Consider the following 23,308-nt stretch of genomic DNA (forward strand, 5'->3'; position numbering starts at 1 on the left):
CTCAAATCCCGCCGGCATCTCTGGTGCCGGCCTATTCTGTCAGTCGTTCAGCTCGCGGCGCATGTAGCGGGCCGCATCGTCATAGCTTGCAAGCTTGCGATCAAGCGCGGGGTCATGCATCTCGCGAAAACCCTGCAGCCGCCAGAAGCCGGTCGAATCGTTGACTGCGACCAGCGCCAGGCTCGTATAGCCGCTTTCGGCGGCCTGACGGGCGATATCGGCGACGATCGCACCCGCCGCGCCGCTGCCCCGCCCGGAAGGCAGCAGGGCGAGGTCGTGCAGATACCAGTTCGCGACACCCTGCGGGATATCGCCGAGCAGGGAGTTCAGGGTGGGGACGGTGCCTGCCGGCCAGGGATGGCTGACGAGATAGCCCTGAAGCGCCCCGTCTCCCGCCGCCAGCACATGGCAACCCTCGGGCGCCAGACGCAGACGCTCGGCGAAGACCGCCTCGTCCTCGGGGTAGTCCGGGTGCACGACGGCCGCGATTTCCATCACGGCCGTCAGGTCGGCCGGCGCCATGCGGCGCCAGCCCGTTTCGCGTGACATGAAAGCTTACGCCGCGACCTTCGGGAACTTGCTGGTCCGCTTCGGGTGCCACCACTTGCCCTTGAGCACGACGCCTTCGGACACGATCTTGCGGTCGCCGGTCAGGATCTCGCCGACGACGTCCTCGTAGGCGAACTTGCCTTCCTTGACGGTCAGGATCGTCGCGTCGCCGAGCGAGCCGACCTTGAGCGAGCCGTATTCCGGGCGCTTCAGCGCCATGGCGGCGTTCACGGTAGAGGCGGCGATGACGTTGTTCAGGGTCATGCCCATGCAGAGGAACTTCGACATGGTGGTGACCTGGTCATAGGCCGGGCCATCGATGCAGAGCTTGTGCACGTCCGACGAGATCACGTCCGGCTCGAAGCCGTTGGCCAGCATGGCGCGCGTGGTCTTGAAGGAGAACGAGCCCTTGCCGTGGCCGATATCGAAGATGACGCCGCGCTTGCGGGCGGCCAGCACCTCCGGCTTCACCGTGCCCTGCGCAGTGGCCGGGGCGTTCGGGAAGGGGCGGAAGGCGTGGGTCAGCACGTCGCCCGGCCTGAGCATGCCGATGACTTCCTCATAGGACGGCGGCGGATGGTCGATATGGCACATCAGCGGCATGCCGACCTCGTTGGCGACCTGCAGCGCGATGTTCAGCGGCGCAGTGCCCTGCTCGCCCGAGGCATGCAGGCCGACGCGAACCTTGATGCCAACGATGTAATCGCGGTTCTTGTCGGCAACCTCGGCGCAGTCGATCGGGTTCATCAGGCGCAGGTCGCCGCTCTCGCCGACCATGACGCGATGGTCGAAGCCGTAGATGCCGGCATGCGAGACGTGGAGATAGGCGAGGATGCGCGCCTGGCTCTGCTCGATGACGTGCTTGCGGAAGCCCGGCCAGTTGCCGGGGCCGGCCGAACCGGTATCGACCGAGGTGGTGACGCCGGAGACGCGGCAGAACTCGTCGGCATCGATGCCGAGCGAGGTGCCACCCCAGTAGACATGGGTGTGCAGATCGATCAGGCCGGGCGAGACGATATAGCCGGAAACGTCGCGGATCTCCTTGGCGCCCTTCAGGTCCTTGCCGAAGCCGGAGACCTTGCCGTCCGTGAAGGCGACATCGAGGATGCCGTCATGCTTCTGGGAGGGGTCGATGACGCGGCCACCCTTCAGGATGAGATCGTGGGTCACTTTTTTGTCCTTTGGAGGCTGATCAAACCGGGGAGACGGCGCCCTTGCGCTCGACGAGCAGGCCGTAGGCCTGGGGCTCGCGATGCCTGGCGAAGTTGAAGGTGGAGGCCTTATAGCTCTTTCCGAGGTCCATGTCGCAACGGGCGACGACGAGTTCGTCGCCCTCCGTCACGGCCTGCGCGACCACCTCGCCGGTGGGCGCGATGATGCAGGAGCCGCCGATCTGGTCGACACCGGCCTCGAGCCCCGCCTTGGCGACACCGACGACCCAGGTGGCGTTCTGGTAGGCACCGGCCTGCATCACGAGCTGGTTGTGGAAATTGCCGAGCCGGTCATGGTCCGGGGCCGGCGGGTTATGCTTGGGCGTGTTGTAGCCGAGCACGATCAGCTCGACATCCTGCAGGCCCATCGAGCGATAGCTCTCCGGCCAGCGGCGGTCGTTGCAGATCATCATGCCGATATTGGCATCCATCGTCCGCCAGACCGGCCAGCCCAGTTCGCCGGTCTCGAAATAGCGCTTCTCCAGGTTCTGGAAGGGCGCGGCGGGGCGATGCTCGGGATGGCCCGGCAGATGGATCTTACGGTACTTGCCGACGATCGTGCCCGCCTTGTCGACGAGGATCGCGGTGTTGAAGCGGCGCTTGCGGCCCTGCTCGAAGGCAAGCTCGCAATAGCCGAGGTGGAAGCCGACGCCGAGGCGCTTGCTCTCCTCGAAGAGCGGGGCGGTCTCGTTCGAGGGCATGGCACTCTCGAACCAGCTGTCGATCTCGGCTTCGTCGTCGATCCACCAATGCGGGAAGAAGGCGGTGAGCGCCGCTTCCGGATAGACGACGAGATCGGCACCATGGCTCTTGGCCTGCCGCATCAATTCGACCATGCGGGCGACGGCCGAGGCCCGGCTCTCATCACGCTGGATAGGGCCGAGCTGGGCGGCGGCGACGGTCAGGATGCGGGTCACGTCATAGGCTCCGGGTCAGGATCACCCTGCTGGCAAGGCTTTCAAGCACTGAGCCGGCGCGTCAAGCGCCGGCAATGCGGGGCGTGGGTTGTCCCAGCTGCGGGGCAGGCCCTCAGAGGGTCTTGGCGAGCCTTGGATCGAGCGAGTCGCGCAGCCCGTCGCCGAGCAGGTTAACCGCGAGCACGGTGATCGAGAGGAACACCGCCGGGAACAGGATGATATGCGGCCGGACCTGCCAGAGCGCCCTGCCCTCGGCCATGATGTTGCCCCAGGACGGCGTCGCCGGCGGCACGCCCGCGCCGATGAAGGACAGGATCGCCTCGACGATCATGGCGCTGGCGCAGATATAGGTCGCCTGCACGCTCATCGGCGCGAAGGTGTTGGGCAGGATATGCCTGAGGATGATGCGCGGCACGCGCGCGCCGTTGGCGACCGCCGCCTCGACATAGGGCTGCTCGCGCAAGGACAGCACGACGCCGCGCACGAGGCGGGCCACGCGCGGGATCTCCGCGATGGTGATGGCGATGATGACGTTCTGGATCGAGCCGCGGGTCAGTGCCATCAGGGCGATGGCGAGCAGGATCGGCGGGATCGACATCATGCCGTCGATGACGCGCATGATAATGCCGTCGGCCCAGCGCACGAAACCGGCGAAGAGGCCAATGGTGAGCCCGATGATCGAGGACAGGACCGCGACGCTGAAGCCGACGAGCAGCGAAACGCGGGCGCCGTAGACCACGCGCGAATAGACGTCACGGCCGAGCATGTCGGTGCCGAACCAGTAGAGCTCGGACGGCACGCGGGTGCGGCGGGCCGGCGAGATCGCGGTCGGGTCGGTGGTCCAGAGCAATGGCGCGAAGATGCCGATCAGCGCCATCAAGACGAGGAGCCCGCCGCCGATCGCCACCGAAGGATGGCGGCGCAGGTAGCGGCGGAAGCGGGCGGCACGGCTCAGTTCAGCCTTCACCGGTTCAGCGGCTGGTGCCGCAAGGGTCGATTGCGCGGTCAATAGCGGATCCTCGGGTCGACGAGGGTATAGGTCAGGTCGATCAGCAGGTTCACGAGCACGTAGACCAGGCTGAACATCAGCACGACGCCCTGGATGACGGGATAGTCGCGACGCAGGATGGCATCGACGGTGAGCCGGCCGAGGCCGGGAATGGCGAAGACGCTCTCGGTGACGACGGCGCCGCCGATCAAGAGCGCGATGCCGATGCCGATGATGGTGACGATCGGCACGGCCGCGTTCTTGAGCGAATGCAGGAACAGCACGTCCTTCTGCGCCACGCCCTTGGCCTGGGCGGTGCGGACATAGTCCTGCTGCAGCACTTCGAGCATGGTGGCGCGGGTGATGCGGGCAATCAGCGCGATATAGACGAGGCCGAGCGTGACGGCCGGCAGGATGAGGTTCCTGAGCCAGGGCCAGAAGCCCTGCGAGAACGGCGTGTAGCCCTGCACCGGCAGCCAATCGAGCTTGAGCGCGAAGAAATAGGCGAGCAGGTAGCCGACGACGAAGACCGGCACCGAGAAGCCGAGCACGGCGAAGCCCATCGCCGCCTTGTCGATCCAGCTGCCGGCCTTCCAGGCCGCGACAACGCCCATCGGCACGGCGACCACGACGGCGAAGATCAGCGTCAGCACCATCAGCGAGAGCGTCGGCTCGATGCGCTGCCCGATCAGCTGCGTCACCGGCAGGTTGGTGAAGATCGAGGTGCCGAGATCGCCCTGGATGACGCGGAAGGACCATTCGGCGAAGCGCACGAGATAGGGCCGGTCCAGGCCCAGGCTGGCGCGGATGCGCTCGACATCGGCCGGCGACGCCTGGTCACCGGCGATGATCGCGGCAGGATCGCCCGGCGCGATGTAGAGCAGCGAAAACACAAACAGCGCCACGAAGGCCATCACGGGGATGGTCGTAATGATGCGCCTGACGACGAAAGCGAGCATAAGGCAGTCGGACCTCGATCACGGCAAATCCGGGAGCCGCGGCCGGGAATTCTTCCGGGTCGCGGCAAAGCGAGGCAGCAGAGCCGAGCGGGCTCCGCAAAGGCGGAGCGGCTTTGCCGCTCCGCGAAAGGGACTTCAGCCCTTCTTGACGTCCCAGAAGAACGGCAGCGGCCCGCTGACCACGCCGGTGACGTTCTTCCGCCAGGCCTGATAGCTGAGATAGAAGCCGGTCGGCGCGAAGACGACGTTCTCGACCGCCGCCTTGTTGAGCCGCCCCATCGCCGCCTTCTCCTCGGCGAGGTCCTTGGCGTTGAACCAGTTGGTGACCTCGGTCTCGACCGCGGGCACGTCGGGCCAGCCGAACCAGGCCTTCTCGCCATTGGCGCGGATCGCGGTATAGGCGGCCGGATTGATGCAGTCGGCGCCGGCATGCCAGGTGTGGAACATGCTCCAGCCGCCCTGGCCCGGAGGCGTCTTCTGGGCGCGGCGGGAGCCGACCGTGCCCCAGTCGGTGGCGACGAAGTCGACGTTCATGCCGATGCTCTTGAGCAGCGAGGCGGTGACGTCACCCATCGACTTGGTCGCGGCCATGTCCTGCGCGACGACGCAGACCACCGGCTCGCCCTTGTAACCGGCCTCGGCGAGGAGCTTCTTGGCCTCGGCGACATTGCGCTTCTTGAGGATGTCGCCGCCTTCCTCGGTGTAGAGCGGCGTGCCCGGCGTGAAGAAGCCCGGCAGCGGCTTCCAGAGCTTCTCATCGTCGCCGACGACGGCGCGCATGTAGTCTTCCTGGTTCAGCGCCGTCAGCACGGCCTGGCGCACCTTCACGTTGTTGAAGGGCGGGAACAGGTGGTTCATGCGGAAGGCGCCGACATTGCCCAGCGGATCGCCGATATCGACGTTGATATCCTTGTGGCCCTTCAGCACCGGCACGAGGTCGGCGAGCGGGGTTTCCCACCAGTCGACCTCACCGTTCTGGAGCGCGGCGGCGGCGGTCGCCGGATCGGGCATGATCACCCATTCGATCCGGTCGACGAGGATGTTCTTGCCGCCGGCGAGCCAGTCCGCCTTCTCGGAGCGGGGCTTGTAGTCGGCGAATTTCTCGAACACCGCCTTGGCGCCTGGCACCCAGTCGCTGCGCAGGAACTTCATCGGACCCGAGCCGACGAACTCGGTGATCTGCGTGAACGGGTCTGTCTTGGCGATGCGCTCCGGCATCACGAAGGAACAGGGCGCGTTGTTCTTGGCCAGCGCCAGCAGCATCTTCGGGAAGGGCTGCTTCAGCGACCATTTCCAGGTCAACTCATCGACGGGAGCGAGCTCGACCTGAATGGCGCGCAGCATCAGGCCCATCGGATCGCGCGCCGACCAGCGCACGAGGCTCGCCACCACGTCCTTGGAGGTCACCGGCGTGCCGTCATGGAATTTCAGGCCGGAGCGCAGCTTGAAGGTCCAGGTCAGGCCGTCGGAGGAGACCTCCTCGGCCTCGACCATCTGGCGCTGCGGCTGGAACTTCGAATCGATCCCGTAGAGCGTGTCCCAGACCAGCGCCGCGGCGTTGCGGACGACGTATTGCGTTCCCCAGATCGGGTCGAAATTCGCGAGATTGGCCTGCGGCACGAAGCGTAGCGTCTTGGCTGGACTTTGCGCGAGAGCCGGCATCGCCAGCCCACCGGTCGCAGCGGCCATGCCGGCGCCCGTCGCGGATTTCAGAAACGTCCTGCGATCCATCATGCTCTCCCCTGAAGCGGCGCCTCTGAACGGGCTGCCTTGCCGCAAGTTTGGGCAGAAAAAATCCGCCTGACAACACGCAGCAGCACCCGACCGAGGCCGGATCTTCGCCTGCACGGTTCGTGCCAGACGGAACTTTCGGGGGAGAACCCGGTGTTTCGGCTCCCGGACGGGCTTTTTTAGCCCGTTCCGGGAAAAGCGAAAAATATTCGCGGGCTAAATCGGTTTGACCGGTTCATTGACGCGGGCGAAGGGCCGCGCCTGCTCGAAGGCCGCCGCGGCCCGCAGCACGAGCGCATCCTTGCCGAAAGCGCCGACAATCTGGAGCCCGGCGGGCAGGCCCGCCTTGGTCAGCCCGCAAGGCACCGAGACCGCCGGCTGCTCGGTGATGTTGAACGGGTAGGTGAAGGGCGTCCAGCGCGTCCAGTCCTCGCCATAGGCGCCGTGCTCGGGCGTATCGCGCCCGACAGCGAAGGCCGGCAGCGGCAGGGTCGGCGTCAGCAGCAGATCGTATTGCTGGTGGAACTGCGCCATGCGGTAGGCCAGTGCGTTGCGCTGGTTCAGGAGCGCATCGACATAGGCCGAGGCCGGGATGCGCTCGCCCTGCTCCGCCACCGCGACGAGGCCCGGGTCCATCTGCCTGCGCCCGGCCGCATCGATGCTCTTCAAGGCCAGCGCAGCCCCAGAAGACCAGAGCGTCATCAGGATCTCGATTGGATCGTCGAAACCGGGATCGACCTCCTCCACCGTCGCGCCGAGCTCGGTGAAGGCCTGCGCGGCAGCCGCCGTCAGGGCGGCGATCTCGGGATCGACGGTCACATTCTGGCCGAGGCGCGGCGACCAGGCGACGCGCAAGCCCCTCATGCTGCCCTTGAGACCATCGACATAATCCGGCGGGCGATCGAGCAGCGCCGTCATGTCGCGCGCATCGGGCTGGCCGATCGCCTTCATCGCTAGCGCCGTATCCATGACGGTGCGGGTCAGCGGCCCGAGATGAGCTAGGAAGCCCATGACCGAGATCGGCCAGGCCGGGACGCGGCCATAGCTCGGCTTCAGGCCGACGACGCCGGTGAAGGCCGCGGGAATGCGCACGGAGCCCGCCCCGTCGGTGCCGATATGAATGCAGCCGAGATTGAGCGCCGCGCAGACCGCCGCGCCCGAGGAGGAACCGCCCGGCCCCGTGCCGGTGTTCCAGGGATTGCGGGTGATGCCGGTCGCGGGCGAATCGCCGACGCCCTTCCAGCCATATTCCGGCATGGTGGTCTTGCCGAGGAAGACCGTGCCGGCTTCGCGGAGCCGCGCCGTGACGGGGGAATCCTCAGCGAAGGGCGCATCCGACGCGATGGCCGAGCCACGCTGCATCGACCAGCCGGCGACGCCGAGATTGTCCTTGATGGTGACCGGCACGCCATCGAGCGGGCCGATCGCCTCGCCCTTCAGCCAGCGCGCCTGCGAGGCTTCGGCCATGGCGAGCGTGATCGCTTCGTCGCGGACGGCGAAGGCATTGACCTCAGGCTCGAAGCGCTCGATGCGGGCGAGCGTGTCCTTCGCGACCTCGACGGGGGAGAGTTGCTTGCTGGCATAGAGCGGGCCGAGTTCGGCGGCGGAAAGCGTGGCGATCGTCGTCATGCGGAGACCTCTCAGGCGTTGGCGACGCGCCAGGCGGTGGTGAGCAGGATATTGGCGCCGGCGACCATGTCGTCATCGGTGCTGAACTCGGCCGGGTTGTGCGAAAGACCGCCGATCGAGGGAATGAACACCATCGCCGTCGGGCAGAGACGCGCCATCATCTGGGCATCGTGGCCGGCGCCGGAGATCATGCGGCGGATCGGCAGGCCGAATTCGCCGGCGCTACGCTCGACCTCGGCGATCAGTTCCTCGGCGAAGGGCGTTGCCGGGAACCGGGCGAGGTCGCGGAAGGAAATCTCGATGCCGTCGCGCTCGGCGAGCTCGGCACAGAAGGCGCGAACCGCAGCCTCGGCCTGGGCGAGCGGTTGATCGAGCGGATTGCGCAGGTCGAGCGTCATGACCACAGTCTCCGGCACGACATTGACGTTGCCGGGCTGGACGCGGATGACGCCGCTATTGGCGAGCTGGTGCGGGATGGTCTTGGTCAATTCGTTGGCGAAGATGTTGATGCGCGCGGCGGCCAGCCCCGGGTCCTTGCGATAGGCCATCGGCGTCGTGCCGGCATGGCTCGGGCGGCCCTTCAGGGTGAGTTCGAGCCAGCAGATCGCCTGGATGCCGGTGACCGCGCCAAGCCCGCCGCCCTCGTTCTCGAGGACCGGGCCCTGCTCGATATGCATCTCGATATAGGCATGGGCCGGCAGGAAGCCCGGCTTCTCGGCGCCCTCATAGCCGATGCGCTTCAGTTCGGCGCCGAGGCCGACGCCCTCGGAATCGACCTCCCGATGTGCCGCCTCGACGCTCATGCCGCCGGCCCAGACATAGGAGCCGAGCATGTCGGGGTGGAAGCGCGCGCCCTCCTCGTTGGTGAAGGCGATCACCGCCATGTCGCGCTTCGGCGTCAGGCCGGCATCGCGCAGGGCCGCGAGAACCTCGACGCCCGCGACGACGCCGAGCGCGCCGTCGAAGCGTCCACCCGTGCCGACCGTGTCGATATGCGAGCCCATGATGACGGCCGGGCCGCTCTCCTGCCCCTTCAGGATGCCGACGATATTGCCGATCGCATCGACGCGGGTATCGAGGCCGAGCGCCTTCATCTGACTGAGGAGCCAGTCGCGGCCCTGCTTGTCCTCATCGGTCAGGGCGAGGCGGCGGCAGCCGCCTTCCGGCGTCGCACCGATCTTCGAGAGTTCGGCCAGGCGCGAGGTCAACCTCGCGCCATCGATCCTCAGATTGGTGCTCATCGCCTCAGGCCCTCCAGCAGTCTGCGAGGCAAGATGCAGACCACGGCGGGACTTGTCGACCCGCGTGCAGCGCATCGGCTCAGGGCGGTGAACAGCGTGGCAGCGACTGTTTCGACTTTGCAATCGGCGGTAGAAGCGGCGCCCCATGTCTGCAATCGCCGCATCCCGCTCCGATCATCCCTGGCTCATCGAGGCGCGCGCCATGCTCGCCCTGTGCTGGCCGATGGTGCTGACCAATATCGCGCAGACGGCGATGATGGCGACCGACGTCATCATGATGGGCCAGCTCGGCCCCGAGGCGCTGGCGGCGGGCGCGCTTGGCACCAATCTCTATAGCGCCGCCCTGATCTTCGGCATCGGCGCGATGGGGGCGGTCGCGCCAATGATCGCGATCGAGCTCGGCCGCAACCGGCATGCGGTGCGCGATCTGCGCCGAACGGTCCGGCAAGGTTTCTGGGCGGCTGCGACCATGGTCGGGCCGATGTGGCTCTTCCTCTGGCAGGCCGAGTTCATCCTGAAAGCGATGGGCCAGGACCCGGCCCTCTCGAAGGCAGCCACGTCCTATGTCCACACGCTGCAATGGGGCCTATTGCCCTTCTTCCTCTACCTGTGCCTGCGCGGCTTCGTCGCCGCGTTGCAGAGGCCGCGCTGGGCCTTCATCGTCGTGCTCTTCGCAGTGGTGTTCAACGCCTTCGCCAACTGGTGCCTGATGTTCGGGCGGCTCGGCTTCCCGGCACTCGGCCTGCCCGGCTCGGGGCTGGCGACGGCCATATCCTCGGCGCTGATGTTCCTCGGCCTCGCGCTCGTCGTCTCGCTCGACCGGCGTTTCCGGCGCTACCAGGTGTTCGGCCGCTTCTGGGTGCCGGACTGGCCGCGCTATCGCGCCTTCTGGCGCATGGGCCTGCCGATCTCGCTGACGCTCTCGTTCGAATCGCTGATCTTCTACGGCGCCGCCTTCATGATGGGACTGATCGGGTCGACCGCGCTCGCGGCCCATGCCATCGCGATCCAGATCGCCTCGCTCGCCTTCATGGTGCCGCTCGGCATCGGACAGGCCGGGACCGTGCGGGTCGGGCGTGCCTTCGGCTCCGGCGACAAGGAGGGCATCCGGCGCGCCGGGATGATGGCGCTGATCCTGGCACTGAGCTTCATGTGCTTCACGGCCGTCCTGATGGCGATCGTGCCGCATTGGCTGATCGCGCCCTTCCTCGACCGGTCGAAGCCGGGCGCGGAAGCGGTCGCCCAGATCGCCACGGTCTTCCTGTTCTATGCGGCTGTCTTCCAGATCGCCGACGGGGCGCAGGTCATCGGCTCGTCGATCCTGCGCGGCCTCGGCGACACCCGCCTGCCGATGATCCTCGCCGGCATCGGCTACTGGGGCATCGGCCTGCCGCTCTCGGCCGTGCTCGGCTTCATGACGCCGCTCGCCGGCAGCGGCATCTGGATCGGGCTGGTGACCGGGCTCACCGTCGTCGCCGTGATGATGCTCTGGCGCTGGTGGGATCGCGAAAGGCTGGGTCTGCTGAAGAACCTGCGCGTCGTCAGGTTCTGATCAGAACTCCTCCCATCCGGAATCGCTGGCCCGGCCGCCGCCGCCATTGGCGACCTTGCGCGGTGCGGGGGCTCGGGACTGGACGAAAGCGGCCTCGGCCAGCTGGCGCAGGCGCTCCGGCTCGCCGGACGAGGCTGCGGAAGCAGGCGCGGGCCGCCCGGCTGCACGCATCGGCGCCTTCACCGCACGCGGAGCCGTGGCCGGCTGGGCGTAACCCGCCTGGCCTGCGGCCTCGCGGCCGGTCTTGAACGCCGCGACCAGCGCGTTGAGCTGCTCGATCCGGCCGGAGAGCGAGCCGGCCGAGGCCGCGCTCTGCTCGGACAGGGCCGCGTTCTGCTGGGTCATCTCGTCGAGATGCGCCACCGCCTGGCTCATCTCGTCGATGCCGTTGGCCTGCTCGCCGGACGCCGCCGAGATGTCGGCGATCGTCGCCGCGACCTTCTGCGAGGCCGCGAGGATGCGCGCCAGCTGGTCGCCGGCCTGACGCACCAGCTTGACGCCCTCGCCGACCTCGACATTGGACGAGGAGATCAGCCCCGAGATGTCCTTGGCCGCGGAGCTCGAGCGCTGCGCCAGCGTGCGCACTTCCGAAGCAACGACCGCGAAGCCCTTGCCGGCATCGCCGGCGCGGGCCGCCTCGACCGCGGCGTTGAGCGCCAGCAGGTTGGTCTGGAAGGCGATGTCGTCAATCACCCGGATGATGTCGGAGATCTTCTGCGAGGCGGTCTCGATGCGGGCCATGGCATCGACCGCCTGGCCGGCGATGGTGCCGCCGGACTGCGCCGCCTGCATCGCCTCGTCGGCGATCCGCGCTGCATCCTTCGAGGCCTGGGCCGAAGCCTTGACGGAAGCCGCGAGTTCCTCGGTCGTGGCGGCCGTCTCCTCCAGCGAGGAGGCCTGTTCCTCGGTGCGCTTCGACAGATCGTCGGCGCCCATGTTGATCTCGCGCGCGGCGAGGCCCACATCGGCCGAGGTCGTCTGGATCGTCGCCACCGTGTCGGAGAGCCGGTCCACCGTCTCGTTGAAATCGTCGCGCAGCTTCACATAGGCGGCCGGCATCTCGGCCTCGATGCGATGGCGCAGATCGCCTTGCGAGAGGGCCGAAAGCCCCTCGGCCAGCGCGGCGACAACATCCTCCAACTCCCGAGCCTGCTCAACCTGCTGTTGTGCCGCGGCCTGTCGCTGGGCCTCCGTCTGACGGCGGGTTTGGCCCATCAATTCGGCCTGCGCCGTGGCGTCCTGCTCCAGTCTGACCTTCTCGATCGAGGCCTGACGCAGCACCTCGACGGCGCCGGCCATGGCGCCGAACTCGCTGCCGCCACCGAAAGCGGGAACCGGCGTGTCGAGATCGCCCTCGGCGAGACGCCTCAGGGCTGCGCTTAGGCTGCCAAGCGGTCTCATCATGCGGCGGACCAGCCAGAACAGCAGGCAGCCAGCGACGGCCGCGATCGCCAGACCGGCGATGATGTTGGCGCGGATCATCTCGCCGATGACGGTCAGGAACTCTTCCTGCTTGATGCCGACATAGAGAATGCCGATCACGTTGCCGTCCGACTTCTGGACGATCGGCTCATAGATCGTGAAATAGGGCACGCCGAGAATGTCGGCGGCGCCGGAATAGGTCCGCTTCTCCTTGAAGACGGCATCGTAGGCCGGGCCCTGCGCCAGCTTGGTGCCGACCGCTCGCGTCCCATCCGGCTTGGTGACGTTCGTCGTCACCCGGGTGTCGCCCATGAAGACGGTGGCCGTTCCGCCCGAGAGCGCCTTGACCTTGTCGACCGCCGCGAAGTTGTCGTTGATGGTTTCGCTGCCGAAGATGAGCTTGCTGCCCTCAAGCCTCGGCTCGCCCTTGGTCAGCAGGATGTCCCGCAGCAGGTTGATGTTGATGGCCAGGCTCGACTGGGCGCGTTCGCGCATGGCGCTGTCGGCTGCGCGCAGCGACACCGCGACCGAAGCCGCGACGGCGACGCCGACGATCAGCACGGCCAGTATCGCCAGACGCGTCGCGATCGGCAGACGCAGCGAAGGCAGTTTCAGCATGGAGGCCCATCTCCCGGGAAGAGCGACATGATGCAGCGCTCTCCGGAGTGGCGCGCCGCCAGCAACACGTAGGCATAGGCGGCAGGCAATCGTCTAAACTCGCATGGCTTCGCCGGTGATCAGAAGACTGATGTAAAGCGGCAGCGGCTATCGACGAAACAGGGTCACTATTGAGCCTCATCGTCAAAAAATATTTAACTGATCGGACATGCCCGGGCGACAACACGGCAGCCATCGCGGCCCGATCTGGAGCGGGCTGCCGATGCCTGGCATCTGCCTGTCCCGGCAACTCACCTGTTGCCCGATCGCAACAGGCTCCGCCAACCACATTTTTGCCACATCACGTTCACCCCACGGCCATCTCGGCCACCTTGAACGGAGGTCAACAGCGGCGCATGGAACCAACGCACCGTCCTGCCGTTCATTTTTGCCCGTAACGCCGAGTTTTCCGTCGATGTCCCCCGACCGTCCGTCCGCCTCCCCCCTCGCCCGGCCGACCCGCCGCGTCTTTGCAGCCCTGAGCCCGCTCTTCCTGGCGGCTTGCGTCGCCAATCGGCCGCCGGAGCCGTTCGAGGTTGCGCATCAGGGGCCGCATATCAGCGCCGAGTACCTGGCGATGTATGGCGAGCGGCCGGATGAGCAGCACCCGTTGCCGGCGACGGATCTCTCGGAAGTCGAGCCGCAGTTCCTGCGCCGCATCGTCTCCTACCCGACCCGCGAGCAGCCCGGCACGATCGTCGTCGATACCGACAACCGCTATCTCTATCTCGTGATGGAAGGCGGAAAGGCTGTCCGCTACGGCATCGGCGTCGGCAAGCAGGGCATGTCCTGGCGCGGCCGCGCCACGGTCGCCCGCAAGGCGCAGTGGCCGCGCTGGACCCCGACGGCGGCGATGATCGCCCGCGAGCCGGAGCGGAACCGCCCCTGGGCGGCCGGCATGGCCGGCGGGCTCGAGAACCCGCTCGGCGCCCGCGCGCTCTACCTCTACCAGGGCAACCGCGACACGCTCTACCGCATCCACGGCACCTCCGAGCCGTGGTCGATCGGCAAGTCGGTCTCGTCCGGCTGCATCCGCCTGTTCAACCAGGACATCATCGACCTCTACAGCCGCGTTCCGTCCGGCACGACAGTGGTGGTGCTGAACCGCGGCTCGCTGCAGGCCCCCTCCGATGTCGACGAGATGCCGCCGCCGGACGACGATCTCGGCAGCATCTGAGGCCGATTGGACCTCTTCGCCGCATCGGATTCGGGAAAGGCGCAATGCGTTTCCCGGCCCGATGCGCGTACGTCACGGCGACGCCTTGATACCGTCACAGGCCGATCCCACCTCTTGAGCACGGCGCAACCGCGCCGCGCAACGAGAGGAGATGACGATGACGCCGCAAGAACGCGACGTGATCGCCGGGATTTTCGACCGCCTTCGGCAGGCAGCCAACCAGCCCCGCGACCCCGAGGCTGAGAATTTTATCGCGGAACGCCTGCGCGAGCAGCCCTATGCGCCCTATGCCATGGCTCAGGCGGTCTATGTGCAGGAGCAGGCGCTCGCCAACCTGAACCAGCAGGTCGAGAGCCTGCAGGCGCAGTTGCGCGAGGCGCAGACGCGCGCGAGCGAAACGGCGCAGCCGCAGGCCGGCGGCTTCCTGTCCGGCATCTTCGGCGGTGGATCGGTGCCGCGCACCGGCTCGGTTCCGCCCGTGCCGCCGCGCACTGACGCCGCAGCACCGTCCGGCGCCTGGAACACGCAGCCGCAGGCCGCTGCCCCGGCTCAGGCCATGCCGATGCAGGCGCAGGGCCAGCCCGGCCCGTGGAGCAACCAGCCGCAGCAGGCGCCCGGACGCGGCGGCGGCTTCATGGCCAGCGCGCTGACCACGGCGGCCGGCGTCGCCGGCGGCATGATGCTCGGCAATGTGCTGACCAACGCCTTCGGCGGCGGCAGCAAGCCTGCGGCGCAGACTGCGAGCGACACCGGTGCCGGCTCCAATGCCAGCCCGGCTGCGCCCCAGCAGGCGGCCGCCGACCAGAGCGCCAGCGCCCAGCCGGCGTCCAACCAGACCGCGCAGGACAACGGCTACGGCCAGGGCTATGACGGCGAGGCCAATTACCAGAACGCGAGCCACGATGATGCCGATCCCGGCTTCGACGATGGCAACGCGGATGATGACAGCTGGGTCTGACGGCGCCTTTCGCCCCTGACCGGCTAAGATACGAAAAACGGCGGCCCGCGATGCGTGGCCGCCGTTCTTCATGGTTCGTCGACGAGGACTTGCCTCAGATCACCAGCACCTTGGCGCCGACGCGGACGCGTTCGTAGAGGTCGGTGACGTCGTCATTGGTCATGCGGATGCAGCCCGAGGACACCGCCTGCCCGATCGTGTTCGGCTCGTTGGTGCCGTGGATGCGATAGAGCGACGAGCCCAGATACATGGCGCGCGCGCCCATCGGATTGTCGGGACCGCCGGTCATGAAGCGCGGCAGGTCGGGCCGGCGCTTCAGCATCTCGGCCGGCGGCGTCCAGCTCGGCCATTCCGCCTTGCGGCTGACGGTCTTCATGCCGGCCCAGGAGAAGCCCGGCCGGCCGACGCCGATGCCGTAGCGCAAGGCCCGGCCGCCCGGCTGCACCAGGAACAGGAAGCGCTGCGGCGTGTCGATGATGATCGTGCCCGGCTTGTGGGGACCGTCATAGGCGACCTCCTGCTTGCGGAAGCGCGGATCGACGATGTGCTGGATGCCCTGCTGCGGCTCGACAGGCTCGCCGAGCGCGGCCATGCGGCGGCCGGCATGCGGCTGGCGCGCCGCCTCGAACGGGTCTTCATAGCCGCCCTGCGGCTGCACTCGCTGGCCATAGGCATAGCCGCCGGGGCGGTTATAGACCGCGCCGCCACGGCCCGCAGGCGTCGGGTCGCGGCCGGTCATCAGCATCTCGATGAAACCGCCGCCATAGTTGCCGCGCCCGCCGCCTGAAGCCATCGGATCGTTCGGCGTGGCGTAGCCGTAGTTCTGGCGATAGCCCTGCGCGAGGGCCGGCCCCGCCACGGCCAGGGCTCCGGCAGCAGCGAGGAGCGGAAGGACAATCTTTCGACGCATGACGCAATACTCTCGACATCGACTGCCTGAAAGCCTGCGGCGTGCCCTGAAAGGAATGGTGAATCGTTGACTCTCCGGCGCGGAAACCGGCCTTAACCGGCGCAATTCGCGGAATTAACCTTAGCGAGCAGTCAAACGACAGGGTGAAGGAAACCTTGCTGCCTCACCGGCGCGCGGAGCGCCGGGCGAGCCAGCGCAGCTTCAGGCCGGTGCGCCAGCGGCCAACATCGCAGGCCAGGATCACTCCCGCATAGACCAGCCCGCCGAGCCCGATCTGCAGCGGCAGTTCGAGGGCAGCCGGAAGCGTGCCGCGCAACGGCCAGATCGCAAGGCCCATCGCGACACCGGCGGCGAGAACGCAAGCGATCTCCCGCAGCGGCGGCAGGACCGGAAGCGCGCGCAGGGGGACCACGGTCATGACCAGCAGCGCCGTCAGATAGGCGGCGCTTTGCGCGATCGAGACCGTCGCGGGCGCGAGCGTTCCCGGCAGCGCGAAGATGACGGCGAGATTGACGGCGAGCCCGATCAGGGAGGCGAGGATCGCGACGAGCGTGCGCTTCGCCAGCAGGAAGACGGGCGCGAGACCGGCCTGAAACAGCGCGATCGCCGCGAAGCCCGGCAGCAGCAGCGCCATATGGCCAGAGAAATGGCCACGGAAGCTCGCCGGCACGAAAAGCCGCTCGAAGGCCGGCAGGATCAGCCAGAAGCCGAGCGCCGCCGGCAGCACGCAGGCGATCACGGGCACCATGTTGCGGGCGATGCGCTTCTGCGCGGCGATCGGCCCCCGCGTCTCGTCGAGGCGGATGACCTCGCGCAGCAGCACGATCTCCAGCATCGAGGCCAGCACCGGGAAGAGCCTGAGGCCGATATCGGAGGCCAGCGAGAAATAGCCGGCCTCGGCGTAGCCAAGCCTGTCGGCGAGGATGGCGCGGTTGAGCAGCGGGATCGCGGCATAGACCGCGTTGCCCGCGACCAGCGGTAACGCGTACCGCGCGAACCCACGCATCAGGTCGGTCCGGAGCGCGCCCGGCGCGGGTTTCATATCGGCGAGCCGGTTGCGATTGGCGACAACCGCAGCAACCGCGCTGAGCACGCCGCCCAGCAGCACGACGGCCGGATCGCGCGTCCACCAGGCGCCGCCGACCATCAGCAACAGGGCCGCGACGCTGCGGACGAGGACGAGCCGGGCATAGGCCGCATCGAGGAAGCGGGCCCGCGCGATGGCCGCGTGATAATCGAACCAGCCCGCCGCGATGCCGCCCGCGACCGAGACCATCAGCAGCGCGGCCGGGAGCCCGGCATCGACGCCCGCCAGCAGCGCAGCGGCGAGGAGCGCGCAAAGCGACAGGCTGACGCCGGCGAAGAGCAGATCGAGCGTCGCCCGGATGCCGGGATCGCTCTCGCGGGTTTCGACCGAGTAGAAGCGGACGATGGAGAGCTTCAGCCAGTCGAGCAGCGCCGTGTTGACGAGTACGATTGTGGCGGCGCCGATCGCATAGAGCCCGAACGCCTCCGGGCCAAGGAACAGGGCAACGAGCAGCCCGAGGACGAAGTTCAGCCCGGCATTGACGATGAAGGGCAGAAGAACGGTCATCGGGCCTTCGTCACTCCCTTCCGATCCTGCGGCTGCCACGCCGAAGCGCACGACTCATCGGCGCTGACGCCGTCTAAACCGGGGGTAGCCGGACGAAACCGGTTTTCCAAGAGGCGTTGCGAAGCATCACCCTCTTCGCCCTGTCGCCACGGCATTGGGCGATGCCATTCCCGCATCTTCACGGCGACAGGATTTGACCGTAAGGCCAACATCATGACGACGCCCATCCGGCCTGCCCGTGACGACGATTCCGGCCCGCTCTCCGCCCTCATCGCGGCGAGCTTCGCGGAATATCCGGGTTGCATCTTCGTCGAGGACGAGCTGCCGGAACTGCGCCGGCCGGCCTCCTATTTCGCAGCCAAGGGCGGCGAACTCTGGATCGTGGACGGACCGGACGGGCGCATCGCCGGCTCGCTCGGCATCGTGCCGGTGCCAGAACAGAATGCGGTCGAACTCGCCAAGGTCTATGTCGACGGCGCCCTCCGGGGCACCGGGCTGGCGCAGGCGCTGTTCGCCAGGGCGATGGATTTCGCCGGACAGGGCGGCTTCACCGAGATGACGCTGTGGTCGGATACGCGCTTCACACGCGGCCATCGCTTCTACGAGAAGCTCGGCTTTACCCGCTGGCCGGGCGAGCGCTATCTCGGCGACGTCTCGGCAAGCTGGGAATACCATTTCCGCAAGCCGCTGCACGTCAGCCCATGACGCTCTCCGTTGCCTTCCGGGCCGCGCTCGGCATCGCCCTGCTCACCGCCATGGACGGGGTGATCAAGGGCCAGATGCAGGAGCACCCGTTCATCGTGGCGCTGTTCATGCGCTTCCTGATGGGCGGCATCTGCGCGCTCATCGTGCTCGCCATCGCCCGCCCGCCCCGGCCGACGCAGGCCAGCCTGATCGGCAATCTCGCGCGAATTCCGCTGGTGGTGCTGACCGCCGGCAGCTTCTTCTATTCGGTCTCGGTGCTGCCCCTGGCGGAGGCGTTGACGCTCTCCTTCCTCGCGCCGGTCTTCGTCGCGCTGCTCGGCGGGCTCCTGCTCAAGGAGAAGATCGACAAGCGCATCCTGCAGGCGCTCGGCTTCGGGATCGCCGGCATGCTCGTGATGGTCTGGCCCCGCCTGCAGGGCCATGTCAGCGGCGCCGGTCTCGGCGTCGCCGCGGCACTGTTCTCGGCAGTCAGTTATGCCTTCAACCTGATCCTGCTCAGGCGCATCGCGGTCAGGGAACGTCCGACCGTCATCGTCGCCTTCCAGAATGTCGGGCCGGCGGTCTGCCTCGCCATTCCGGCTGCGCTGGCCTTCGTGCCGATGACCTGGACGGATCTCGGCGCCTATCTCTTCGCGGGCGCACTCGGCGTCGCCGGACACCTGACGCTGACCTCGGCCTATGCGCGGGCCGCTGCCTCGCGCCTGGCTCCGATCGAGTACACGGCGCTGATCTGGGCGAGCCTGCTCGGCTTCTTCGTGTTCGGCGAGGTGCCGCTCTACACGACCTATCTCGGTGCGTTGCTGATCGTCGCGGGCGCGATCGCCGTCAGCCGGCGCTAGGCTTCGCCGGGAAGACCAGGCAGGTCTCGGTGCCATGCGCGAGCAATTTGCCGCGCGCATCGACCAGCTTGCCCTCCGTCGTGATCACCGAGCTGCCGCGATGGATCAGCTTGCCTTCGCAGCGCACCGGGCCGCTATCCGGCATGACCGGGCGGACATAGTTCAGCTTCATCTCCAGCGTGGTGTAGCCCTCGCCCGGCTTCAGCGTCGCATGGGCAGCGCAGGCCATGGCGGAATCGAGGATCGTCGCGGTCCACCCGCCATGGATCGTGCCGAGCGGATTGAAGAAACGCGCCGAGGGCTGGCCGACGAAGACCACCCTGCCCTCGTCGGCCTCTGCCAGCTCGAAATCCATGGCGTCGGCGAAGGGCGGCGCCGGATTGGTGCAGGCGATGATCCCGCGCAGGAAACTCAAGCCATCGCCCGCGACCAGTTCCTCGCGAGACACCACCCCAACCGCGCGCTTCATGCCGATCTCCATTCGTGTATCTGCACGATAGAGATGTGACCGGGCGCCGGTCAACCGATCGTCGCTGCTTCAACGCTCGCCGCGCGCCGCCCGGCGCAGGGCCTTGAGACCGTCGCGGGTCTCGCGCCAGCGGTCCTCACCGAAGCCGCCCTCGATCTTGTCCTGCGCCTCCCGCCAGTACGGGATCGCGGCCTCGATCGCGGCCCTGCCCTTCTCGGTCACTGCATAGACCGAGGCCCGGCCGCGGCATTCGACCGGCTCGACCATGCCCTCGGCCGCCAGAAGCTGGAGGTTGCGCGTCAGCGAGGTCCGCTCCAGCGCGAAGCGTTCGGCCAGCTCGGTGACCGACTTCCATTGCCCGGTTGAGAGCGCCGAAAGCAGCACGAACTGGGTGATCTTGAGCCCGCTCGGGCGCATCGCCTCGTCATAGGCCCGCGTCACGGCGCGTGCGGTCATGCGGACATGCAGCGCGACGCAGGAGCGGGCGATGGCGTCGAGGCGCGGGTCGGGCGAGGGCGTCGTCATTCCGCCATGTTAGCGTGTTCAAGCGCTGCTGCCAGCAGGTCCGAGGCCGCCTGCGACACCGCATCCGCCGCGTTCACTTTATCGCCGGGTGCTTCCTTGACTCTCCGGACCCCCGCGCCTATCTCCGCTGGCATCTGTTAGCACTCTCACTTGGTGACTGCTAACAGCCTCCCCCGGGAGCCCTTCAGAGGCACCCGAAACGAATAAGACCGAGAGGAAGACAGAACCATGAAGTTCCGTCCGTTGCATGACCGCGTTGTGGTCCGCCGCCTTGACAGCGAAGAGAAGACCAAGGGCGGCATCATCATCCCCGAGACCGCCAAGGAAAAGCCCCAGGAGGGCGAGGTCATCGCCGTCGGTTCCGGCGCGCGTGACGAGGCCGGCAAGCTCGTTGCCCTCGACGTCAAGAAGGGCGACCGCGTCCTGTTCGGCAAGTGGTCGGGCACCGAGGTCAAGATCGACGGTCAGGACCTCCTGATCATGAAGGAATCCGACATCATGGGCGTCGTCGGCTGATCGCCGCCTGACCGCTCTCTTCCGTTTCAAGTTCTAAGGAGTAGCTCTCATGGCTGCCAAAGACGTCAAATTCGGCACTGAAGCCCGCGACAAGATGCTGCGCGGCGTGGATGTCCTCGCCAATGCCGTGAAGGTCACGCTGGGTCCGAAGGGCCGCAACGTCGTGATCGAGAAGTCGTTCGGCGCTCCGCGCATCACCAAGGACGGCGTCACCGTCGCCAAGGAGATCGAGCTCGCCGACAAGTTCGAGAACATGGGCGCCCAGATGGTCCGCGAAGTCGCTTCGCGCCAGAACGACCATGCCGGCGACGGCACCACCACCGCCACCGTTCTCGCCCAGGCGATCGTCCGTGAAGGCGCCAAGTCGGTTGCGGCCGGCATGAACCCGATGGACCTGAAGCGCGGCATCGACCTGGCCGTCGAGGCCATCGTCGCCGACCTCAAGAAGAACTCGAAGAAGGTCACCTCGAACGCGGAAGTCGCGCAGGTCGGCACCATCTCGGCCAACGGCGACTCGTCGGTCGGCGAGATGATCTCGAAGGCCATGCAGAAGGTCGGCAACGAGGGTGTCATCACCGTCGAGGAAGCCAAGACCGCCGATACCGAACTCGACGTCGTCGAGGGCATGCAGTTCGACCGCGGCTACCTCTCGCCGTACTTCATCACCAACTCCGAGAAGATGGTCGCCGAGCTCGACGACCCCTACATCCTCGTCTTCGAGAAGAAGCTGTCCTCGCTCCAGGCGATGCTGCCGATCCTCGAGGCCGTCGTGCAGACCGGCAAGCCGCTCCTCATCATCGCCGAGGACGTCGAGGGCGAGGCCCTGGCCACGCTCGTCGTCAACAAGCTCCGTGGCGGCCTGAAGGTCGCGGCCGTCAAGGCTCCGGGCTTCGGCGATCGCCGCAAGGCCATGCTCGAGGACATCTCGATCCTGACCGCCGGCCAGATGATCTCGGAAGACCTCGGCATCAAGCTCGAGACCGTGACGCTCAACATGCTCGGCCGCGCCAAGCGCGTGCGCATCGAGAAGGAGAACACCACGATCATCGACGGCGCCGGCAAGAAGAAGGACATCGAGGCTCGCGTCGGCCAGATCAAGGCCCAGATCGAGGAGACCTCCTCGGACTACGACCGTGAGAAGCTCCAGGAGCGTCTGGCCAAGCTCGCCGGCGGCGTCGCGGTCATCCGCGTCGGCGGCGCGACCGAGGTCGAGGTCAAGGAGAAGAAGGACCGCGTCGACGATGCCCTGAACGCGACCCGCGCTGCGGTCGAAGAAGGCATCCTGCCGGGCGGCGGCGTCGCCCTCCTGCGCGCCCTGTCCTCGGTCAAGGGCATCAAGACCCAGAACGACGACCAGAAGACCGGCGTCGAGATCGTCCGCAAGGCGATCGCCGCTCCGGCGCGCCAGATCGTCGACAACGCCGGCGATGACGGCGCGGTCGTGATCGGCAAGCTGCTGGAGTCGAAGGACTACACCTACGGCTACAACGCCCAGACCGGCGAGTACGGCGATCTGGTCAAGGCCGGCATCATCGACCCGACCAAGGTCGTGCGCACGGCGATCCAGGACGCGGCTTCGATCGCTGGCCTGCTGATCACCACCGAGGCGATGGTCGCTGACCTGCCGAAGAAGGACGCCCCGATGCCCCCGATGGGCGGCGGCGGCATGGGCGGCATGGACTTCTGATCCAGCCTCTCAGGCAATCAAGGAAGGCCCGGCGCAAGCCGGGCCTTTTTCGTTTCACGGCACTGTCATCCGCCTGCCATCCGGCCGTCGTCGCGTGCGCGCATCGAGGCGCGATCAGATCATCGCGCCAGAGACCATCATGCCGACACGCCGCTTCGTCCTCGCCGGCCTTGCCGCCGGCAGCATCGCCCCCGCCTTCGCGCAGGCACCGGACTGGCGGCAGGGCATCAAGGAAGTTCGCTTCGGCGTTTCCTCCGCCGAGAACGAGGTCGGCGCCATCGCCCGCACCCAGCCGATGGTCGACTACCTGTCGCAGCGCCTCGGCGTGCCCGTGCGTTTCTTCCGGGTCTCGGACTATGCCGGCCTCGTCGAGGCGATGCGGGCCGACCAGGTCGATTTCGCGCGCTTCGGGCCGGCGGTCTACGCGCTCGGCCGCCGGGTGCTCGGCGACAAGCTCCAGCCGCTGATCCGCGACGTCGATAACCAGGGGCAGGAAGGCTACTACTCCGTGCTGCTGGTGCGGGCGGAGAGCCCCTATCAGAGCCTTGCCGATCTCAAGGGCAAGGTCATGGCCTTCGCCGACCCGAACTCGACCTCCGGCTACGCCTTCCCGTCCTATTTCCTGCGCAAGCAGGGCATCGACCCGAAAGCCCATTTCAGCGGCACGGTCTTTTCCGGCGGCCATGACAATTCGGTGCTCGCGCTGGTGCGCGGCCAGTTCGACGTCGTCGCGACCTATCAGGTCAATGCCGAGCATGGCGTCGCGCAGCGACTCGCCCAGCGCGGCATGATCCCGGCCAGCTCGACCCGCGTGCTCTGGACCTCGCCGCTGATCCCGGCGAGCCCGTTCTCGACCCGCGCCAACCTGCCGCAGGGGCTGAAGGACGATTTCGTCGCCGCCATGAACGCGATGAAGGAGGCCGCTCCGGAGGCCTGGAAGAGCTTCACCGACGGCCATGTCTCGCGCTACGCGCCGGCCCGCCACGAGGATTATCTCGACGTGATCGCCGTTACCGAGGAGCTGGAAGCCCAGCGCAAGGCCCGCAACGGCTGAATGCGGATACTGCCTGCC

21 protein-coding genes are annotated in these 23,308 nt (G+C 67.3%); 8 read left to right on the forward strand and 13 right to left on the reverse strand.

Annotated elements, in window-relative coordinates; all coding sequences use genetic code 11:
- Positions 1-39: 39 nt before the first annotated feature.
- From AC3WMA_RS04025 to AC3WMA_RS04060, 8 genes are all read right to left on the reverse strand, one after another.
- Positions 40-549, reverse strand: coding sequence for a GNAT family N-acetyltransferase (locus AC3WMA_RS04025; RefSeq protein ID WP_492284104.1), 510 nt, complete (start codon positions 547-549; stop codon positions 40-42).
- A 6-nt stretch (positions 550-555) separates the two neighbouring features.
- Complete coding sequence (locus tag AC3WMA_RS04030; RefSeq protein WP_492284105.1) at positions 556-1,719, reverse strand: amidohydrolase/deacetylase family metallohydrolase; 1,164 nt, start codon at positions 1,717-1,719, stop codon at positions 556-558.
- 22 nt (positions 1,720-1,741) lie between these two features.
- The gene (locus AC3WMA_RS04035; protein WP_492284106.1) at positions 1,742-2,677 is read right to left on the reverse strand and encodes an N-carbamoyl-D-amino-acid hydrolase; all 936 of its coding nucleotides are present in this window, start codon (positions 2,675-2,677) and stop codon (positions 1,742-1,744) included.
- 112 nt (positions 2,678-2,789) lie between these two features.
- Positions 2,790-3,644 carry an ABC transporter permease gene (locus tag AC3WMA_RS04040; protein ID WP_492284742.1) on the reverse strand — a complete coding sequence of 285 codons (855 nt, stop codon included), beginning with the start codon at positions 3,642-3,644 and terminating at the stop codon, positions 2,790-2,792.
- 38 nt (positions 3,645-3,682) lie between these two features.
- Complete coding sequence (locus tag AC3WMA_RS04045) at positions 3,683-4,624, reverse strand: ABC transporter permease (protein WP_492284107.1); 942 nt, start codon at positions 4,622-4,624, stop codon at positions 3,683-3,685.
- Between the two features lie 135 nt (positions 4,625-4,759).
- On the reverse strand, positions 4,760-6,355 hold the full coding sequence (locus tag AC3WMA_RS04050) for an ABC transporter substrate-binding protein (RefSeq protein ID WP_492284108.1): 1,596 nt from the start codon (positions 6,353-6,355) through the stop codon (positions 4,760-4,762).
- 216 nt (positions 6,356-6,571) lie between these two features.
- Positions 6,572-7,984 (reverse strand): amidase, encoded by a 1,413-nt coding sequence (locus AC3WMA_RS04055; RefSeq protein ID WP_492284109.1) that lies wholly within the window; start codon positions 7,982-7,984, stop codon positions 6,572-6,574.
- A gap of 11 nt (positions 7,985-7,995) precedes the next feature.
- On the reverse strand, positions 7,996-9,225 hold the full coding sequence (locus AC3WMA_RS04060; RefSeq protein WP_492284110.1) for a M20 family metallo-hydrolase: 1,230 nt from the start codon (positions 9,223-9,225) through the stop codon (positions 7,996-7,998).
- Between the two features lie 145 nt (positions 9,226-9,370).
- On the opposite strand from AC3WMA_RS04060, the gene AC3WMA_RS04065 reads away from it, so the two are divergent.
- Positions 9,371-10,777: an MATE family efflux transporter gene (locus AC3WMA_RS04065; protein WP_492284111.1), complete on the forward strand. Its 1,407-nt coding sequence runs from the start codon at positions 9,371-9,373 to the stop codon at positions 10,775-10,777.
- Here AC3WMA_RS04065 and AC3WMA_RS04070 read toward each other — a convergent pair whose 3' ends face one another.
- On the reverse strand, positions 10,778-12,817 hold the full coding sequence (locus tag AC3WMA_RS04070) for a methyl-accepting chemotaxis protein (protein ID WP_492284112.1): 2,040 nt from the start codon (positions 12,815-12,817) through the stop codon (positions 10,778-10,780).
- Between the two features lie 454 nt (positions 12,818-13,271).
- Here AC3WMA_RS04070 and AC3WMA_RS04075 point away from each other — a divergent pair, with 454 nt between their 5' ends.
- The gene (locus tag AC3WMA_RS04075; RefSeq protein WP_492284113.1) at positions 13,272-14,033 is read left to right on the forward strand and encodes a L,D-transpeptidase; all 762 of its coding nucleotides are present in this window, start codon (positions 13,272-13,274) and stop codon (positions 14,031-14,033) included.
- Positions 14,034-14,190: 157 nt separating this feature from the next.
- Positions 14,191-14,991 (forward strand): DUF2076 domain-containing protein, encoded by an 801-nt coding sequence (locus tag AC3WMA_RS04080; protein WP_492284114.1) that lies wholly within the window; start codon positions 14,191-14,193, stop codon positions 14,989-14,991.
- A 94-nt stretch (positions 14,992-15,085) separates the two neighbouring features.
- Here the strand turns inward: AC3WMA_RS04080 and AC3WMA_RS04085 are convergent, their stop codons facing one another.
- Together AC3WMA_RS04085 and AC3WMA_RS04090 are read right to left on the reverse strand one after the other, a co-directional pair.
- The gene (locus tag AC3WMA_RS04085; protein WP_492284115.1) at positions 15,086-15,901 is read right to left on the reverse strand and encodes a L,D-transpeptidase; all 816 of its coding nucleotides are present in this window, start codon (positions 15,899-15,901) and stop codon (positions 15,086-15,088) included.
- A gap of 163 nt (positions 15,902-16,064) precedes the next feature.
- Complete coding sequence (locus tag AC3WMA_RS04090; RefSeq protein ID WP_492284116.1) at positions 16,065-17,495, reverse strand: lipopolysaccharide biosynthesis protein; 1,431 nt, start codon at positions 17,493-17,495, stop codon at positions 16,065-16,067.
- Between the two features lie 213 nt (positions 17,496-17,708).
- Between AC3WMA_RS04090 and AC3WMA_RS04095 the strand changes: the two genes are divergently transcribed.
- Together AC3WMA_RS04095 and AC3WMA_RS04100 are read left to right on the forward strand one after the other, a co-directional pair.
- Positions 17,709-18,200, forward strand: a complete 492-nt coding sequence (locus tag AC3WMA_RS04095) for a GNAT family N-acetyltransferase (protein ID WP_492284117.1) — start codon at positions 17,709-17,711, stop codon at positions 18,198-18,200.
- Complete coding sequence (locus tag AC3WMA_RS04100) at positions 18,197-19,039, forward strand: DMT family transporter (RefSeq protein ID WP_492284118.1); 843 nt, start codon at positions 18,197-18,199, stop codon at positions 19,037-19,039. The genes AC3WMA_RS04095 and AC3WMA_RS04100 overlap by 4 nt, the downstream gene beginning before the upstream one ends.
- Here AC3WMA_RS04100 and AC3WMA_RS04105 read toward each other — a convergent pair.
- Both AC3WMA_RS04105 and AC3WMA_RS04110 read right to left on the reverse strand, forming a co-directional pair.
- A complete protein-coding gene (locus tag AC3WMA_RS04105) occupies positions 19,026-19,508 on the reverse strand; it encodes a PaaI family thioesterase (protein WP_492284119.1) in 483 nt (160 codons plus the stop codon). The genes AC3WMA_RS04100 and AC3WMA_RS04105 overlap by 14 nt on opposite strands.
- Positions 19,509-19,577: 69 nt before the next feature.
- Positions 19,578-20,033 carry a MarR family winged helix-turn-helix transcriptional regulator gene (locus tag AC3WMA_RS04110; protein WP_492284120.1) on the reverse strand — a complete coding sequence of 152 codons (456 nt, stop codon included), beginning with the start codon at positions 20,031-20,033 and terminating at the stop codon, positions 19,578-19,580.
- 228 nt (positions 20,034-20,261) lie between these two features.
- On the opposite strand from AC3WMA_RS04110, the gene groES reads away from it, so the two are divergent.
- The 3 genes from groES (at position 20,262) to phnD (ending at position 23,290) form a co-directional block, all read left to right on the forward strand.
- On the forward strand, positions 20,262-20,549 hold the full coding sequence (groES, locus tag AC3WMA_RS04115; protein WP_047576256.1) for a co-chaperone GroES: 288 nt from the start codon (positions 20,262-20,264) through the stop codon (positions 20,547-20,549).
- A 49-nt stretch (positions 20,550-20,598) separates the two neighbouring features.
- Positions 20,599-22,236 (forward strand): chaperonin GroEL, encoded by a 1,638-nt coding sequence (groL, locus tag AC3WMA_RS04120; protein ID WP_492284121.1) that lies wholly within the window; start codon positions 20,599-20,601, stop codon positions 22,234-22,236.
- Positions 22,237-22,375: 139 nt separating this feature from the next.
- Complete coding sequence (gene phnD / locus AC3WMA_RS04125; protein ID WP_492284122.1) at positions 22,376-23,290, forward strand: phosphate/phosphite/phosphonate ABC transporter substrate-binding protein; 915 nt, start codon at positions 22,376-22,378, stop codon at positions 23,288-23,290.
- The last annotated feature ends 18 nt before the right edge of the window (positions 23,291-23,308 follow it).

This window comes from Allobosea sp. FW305-C-101 (assembly GCF_058783685.1).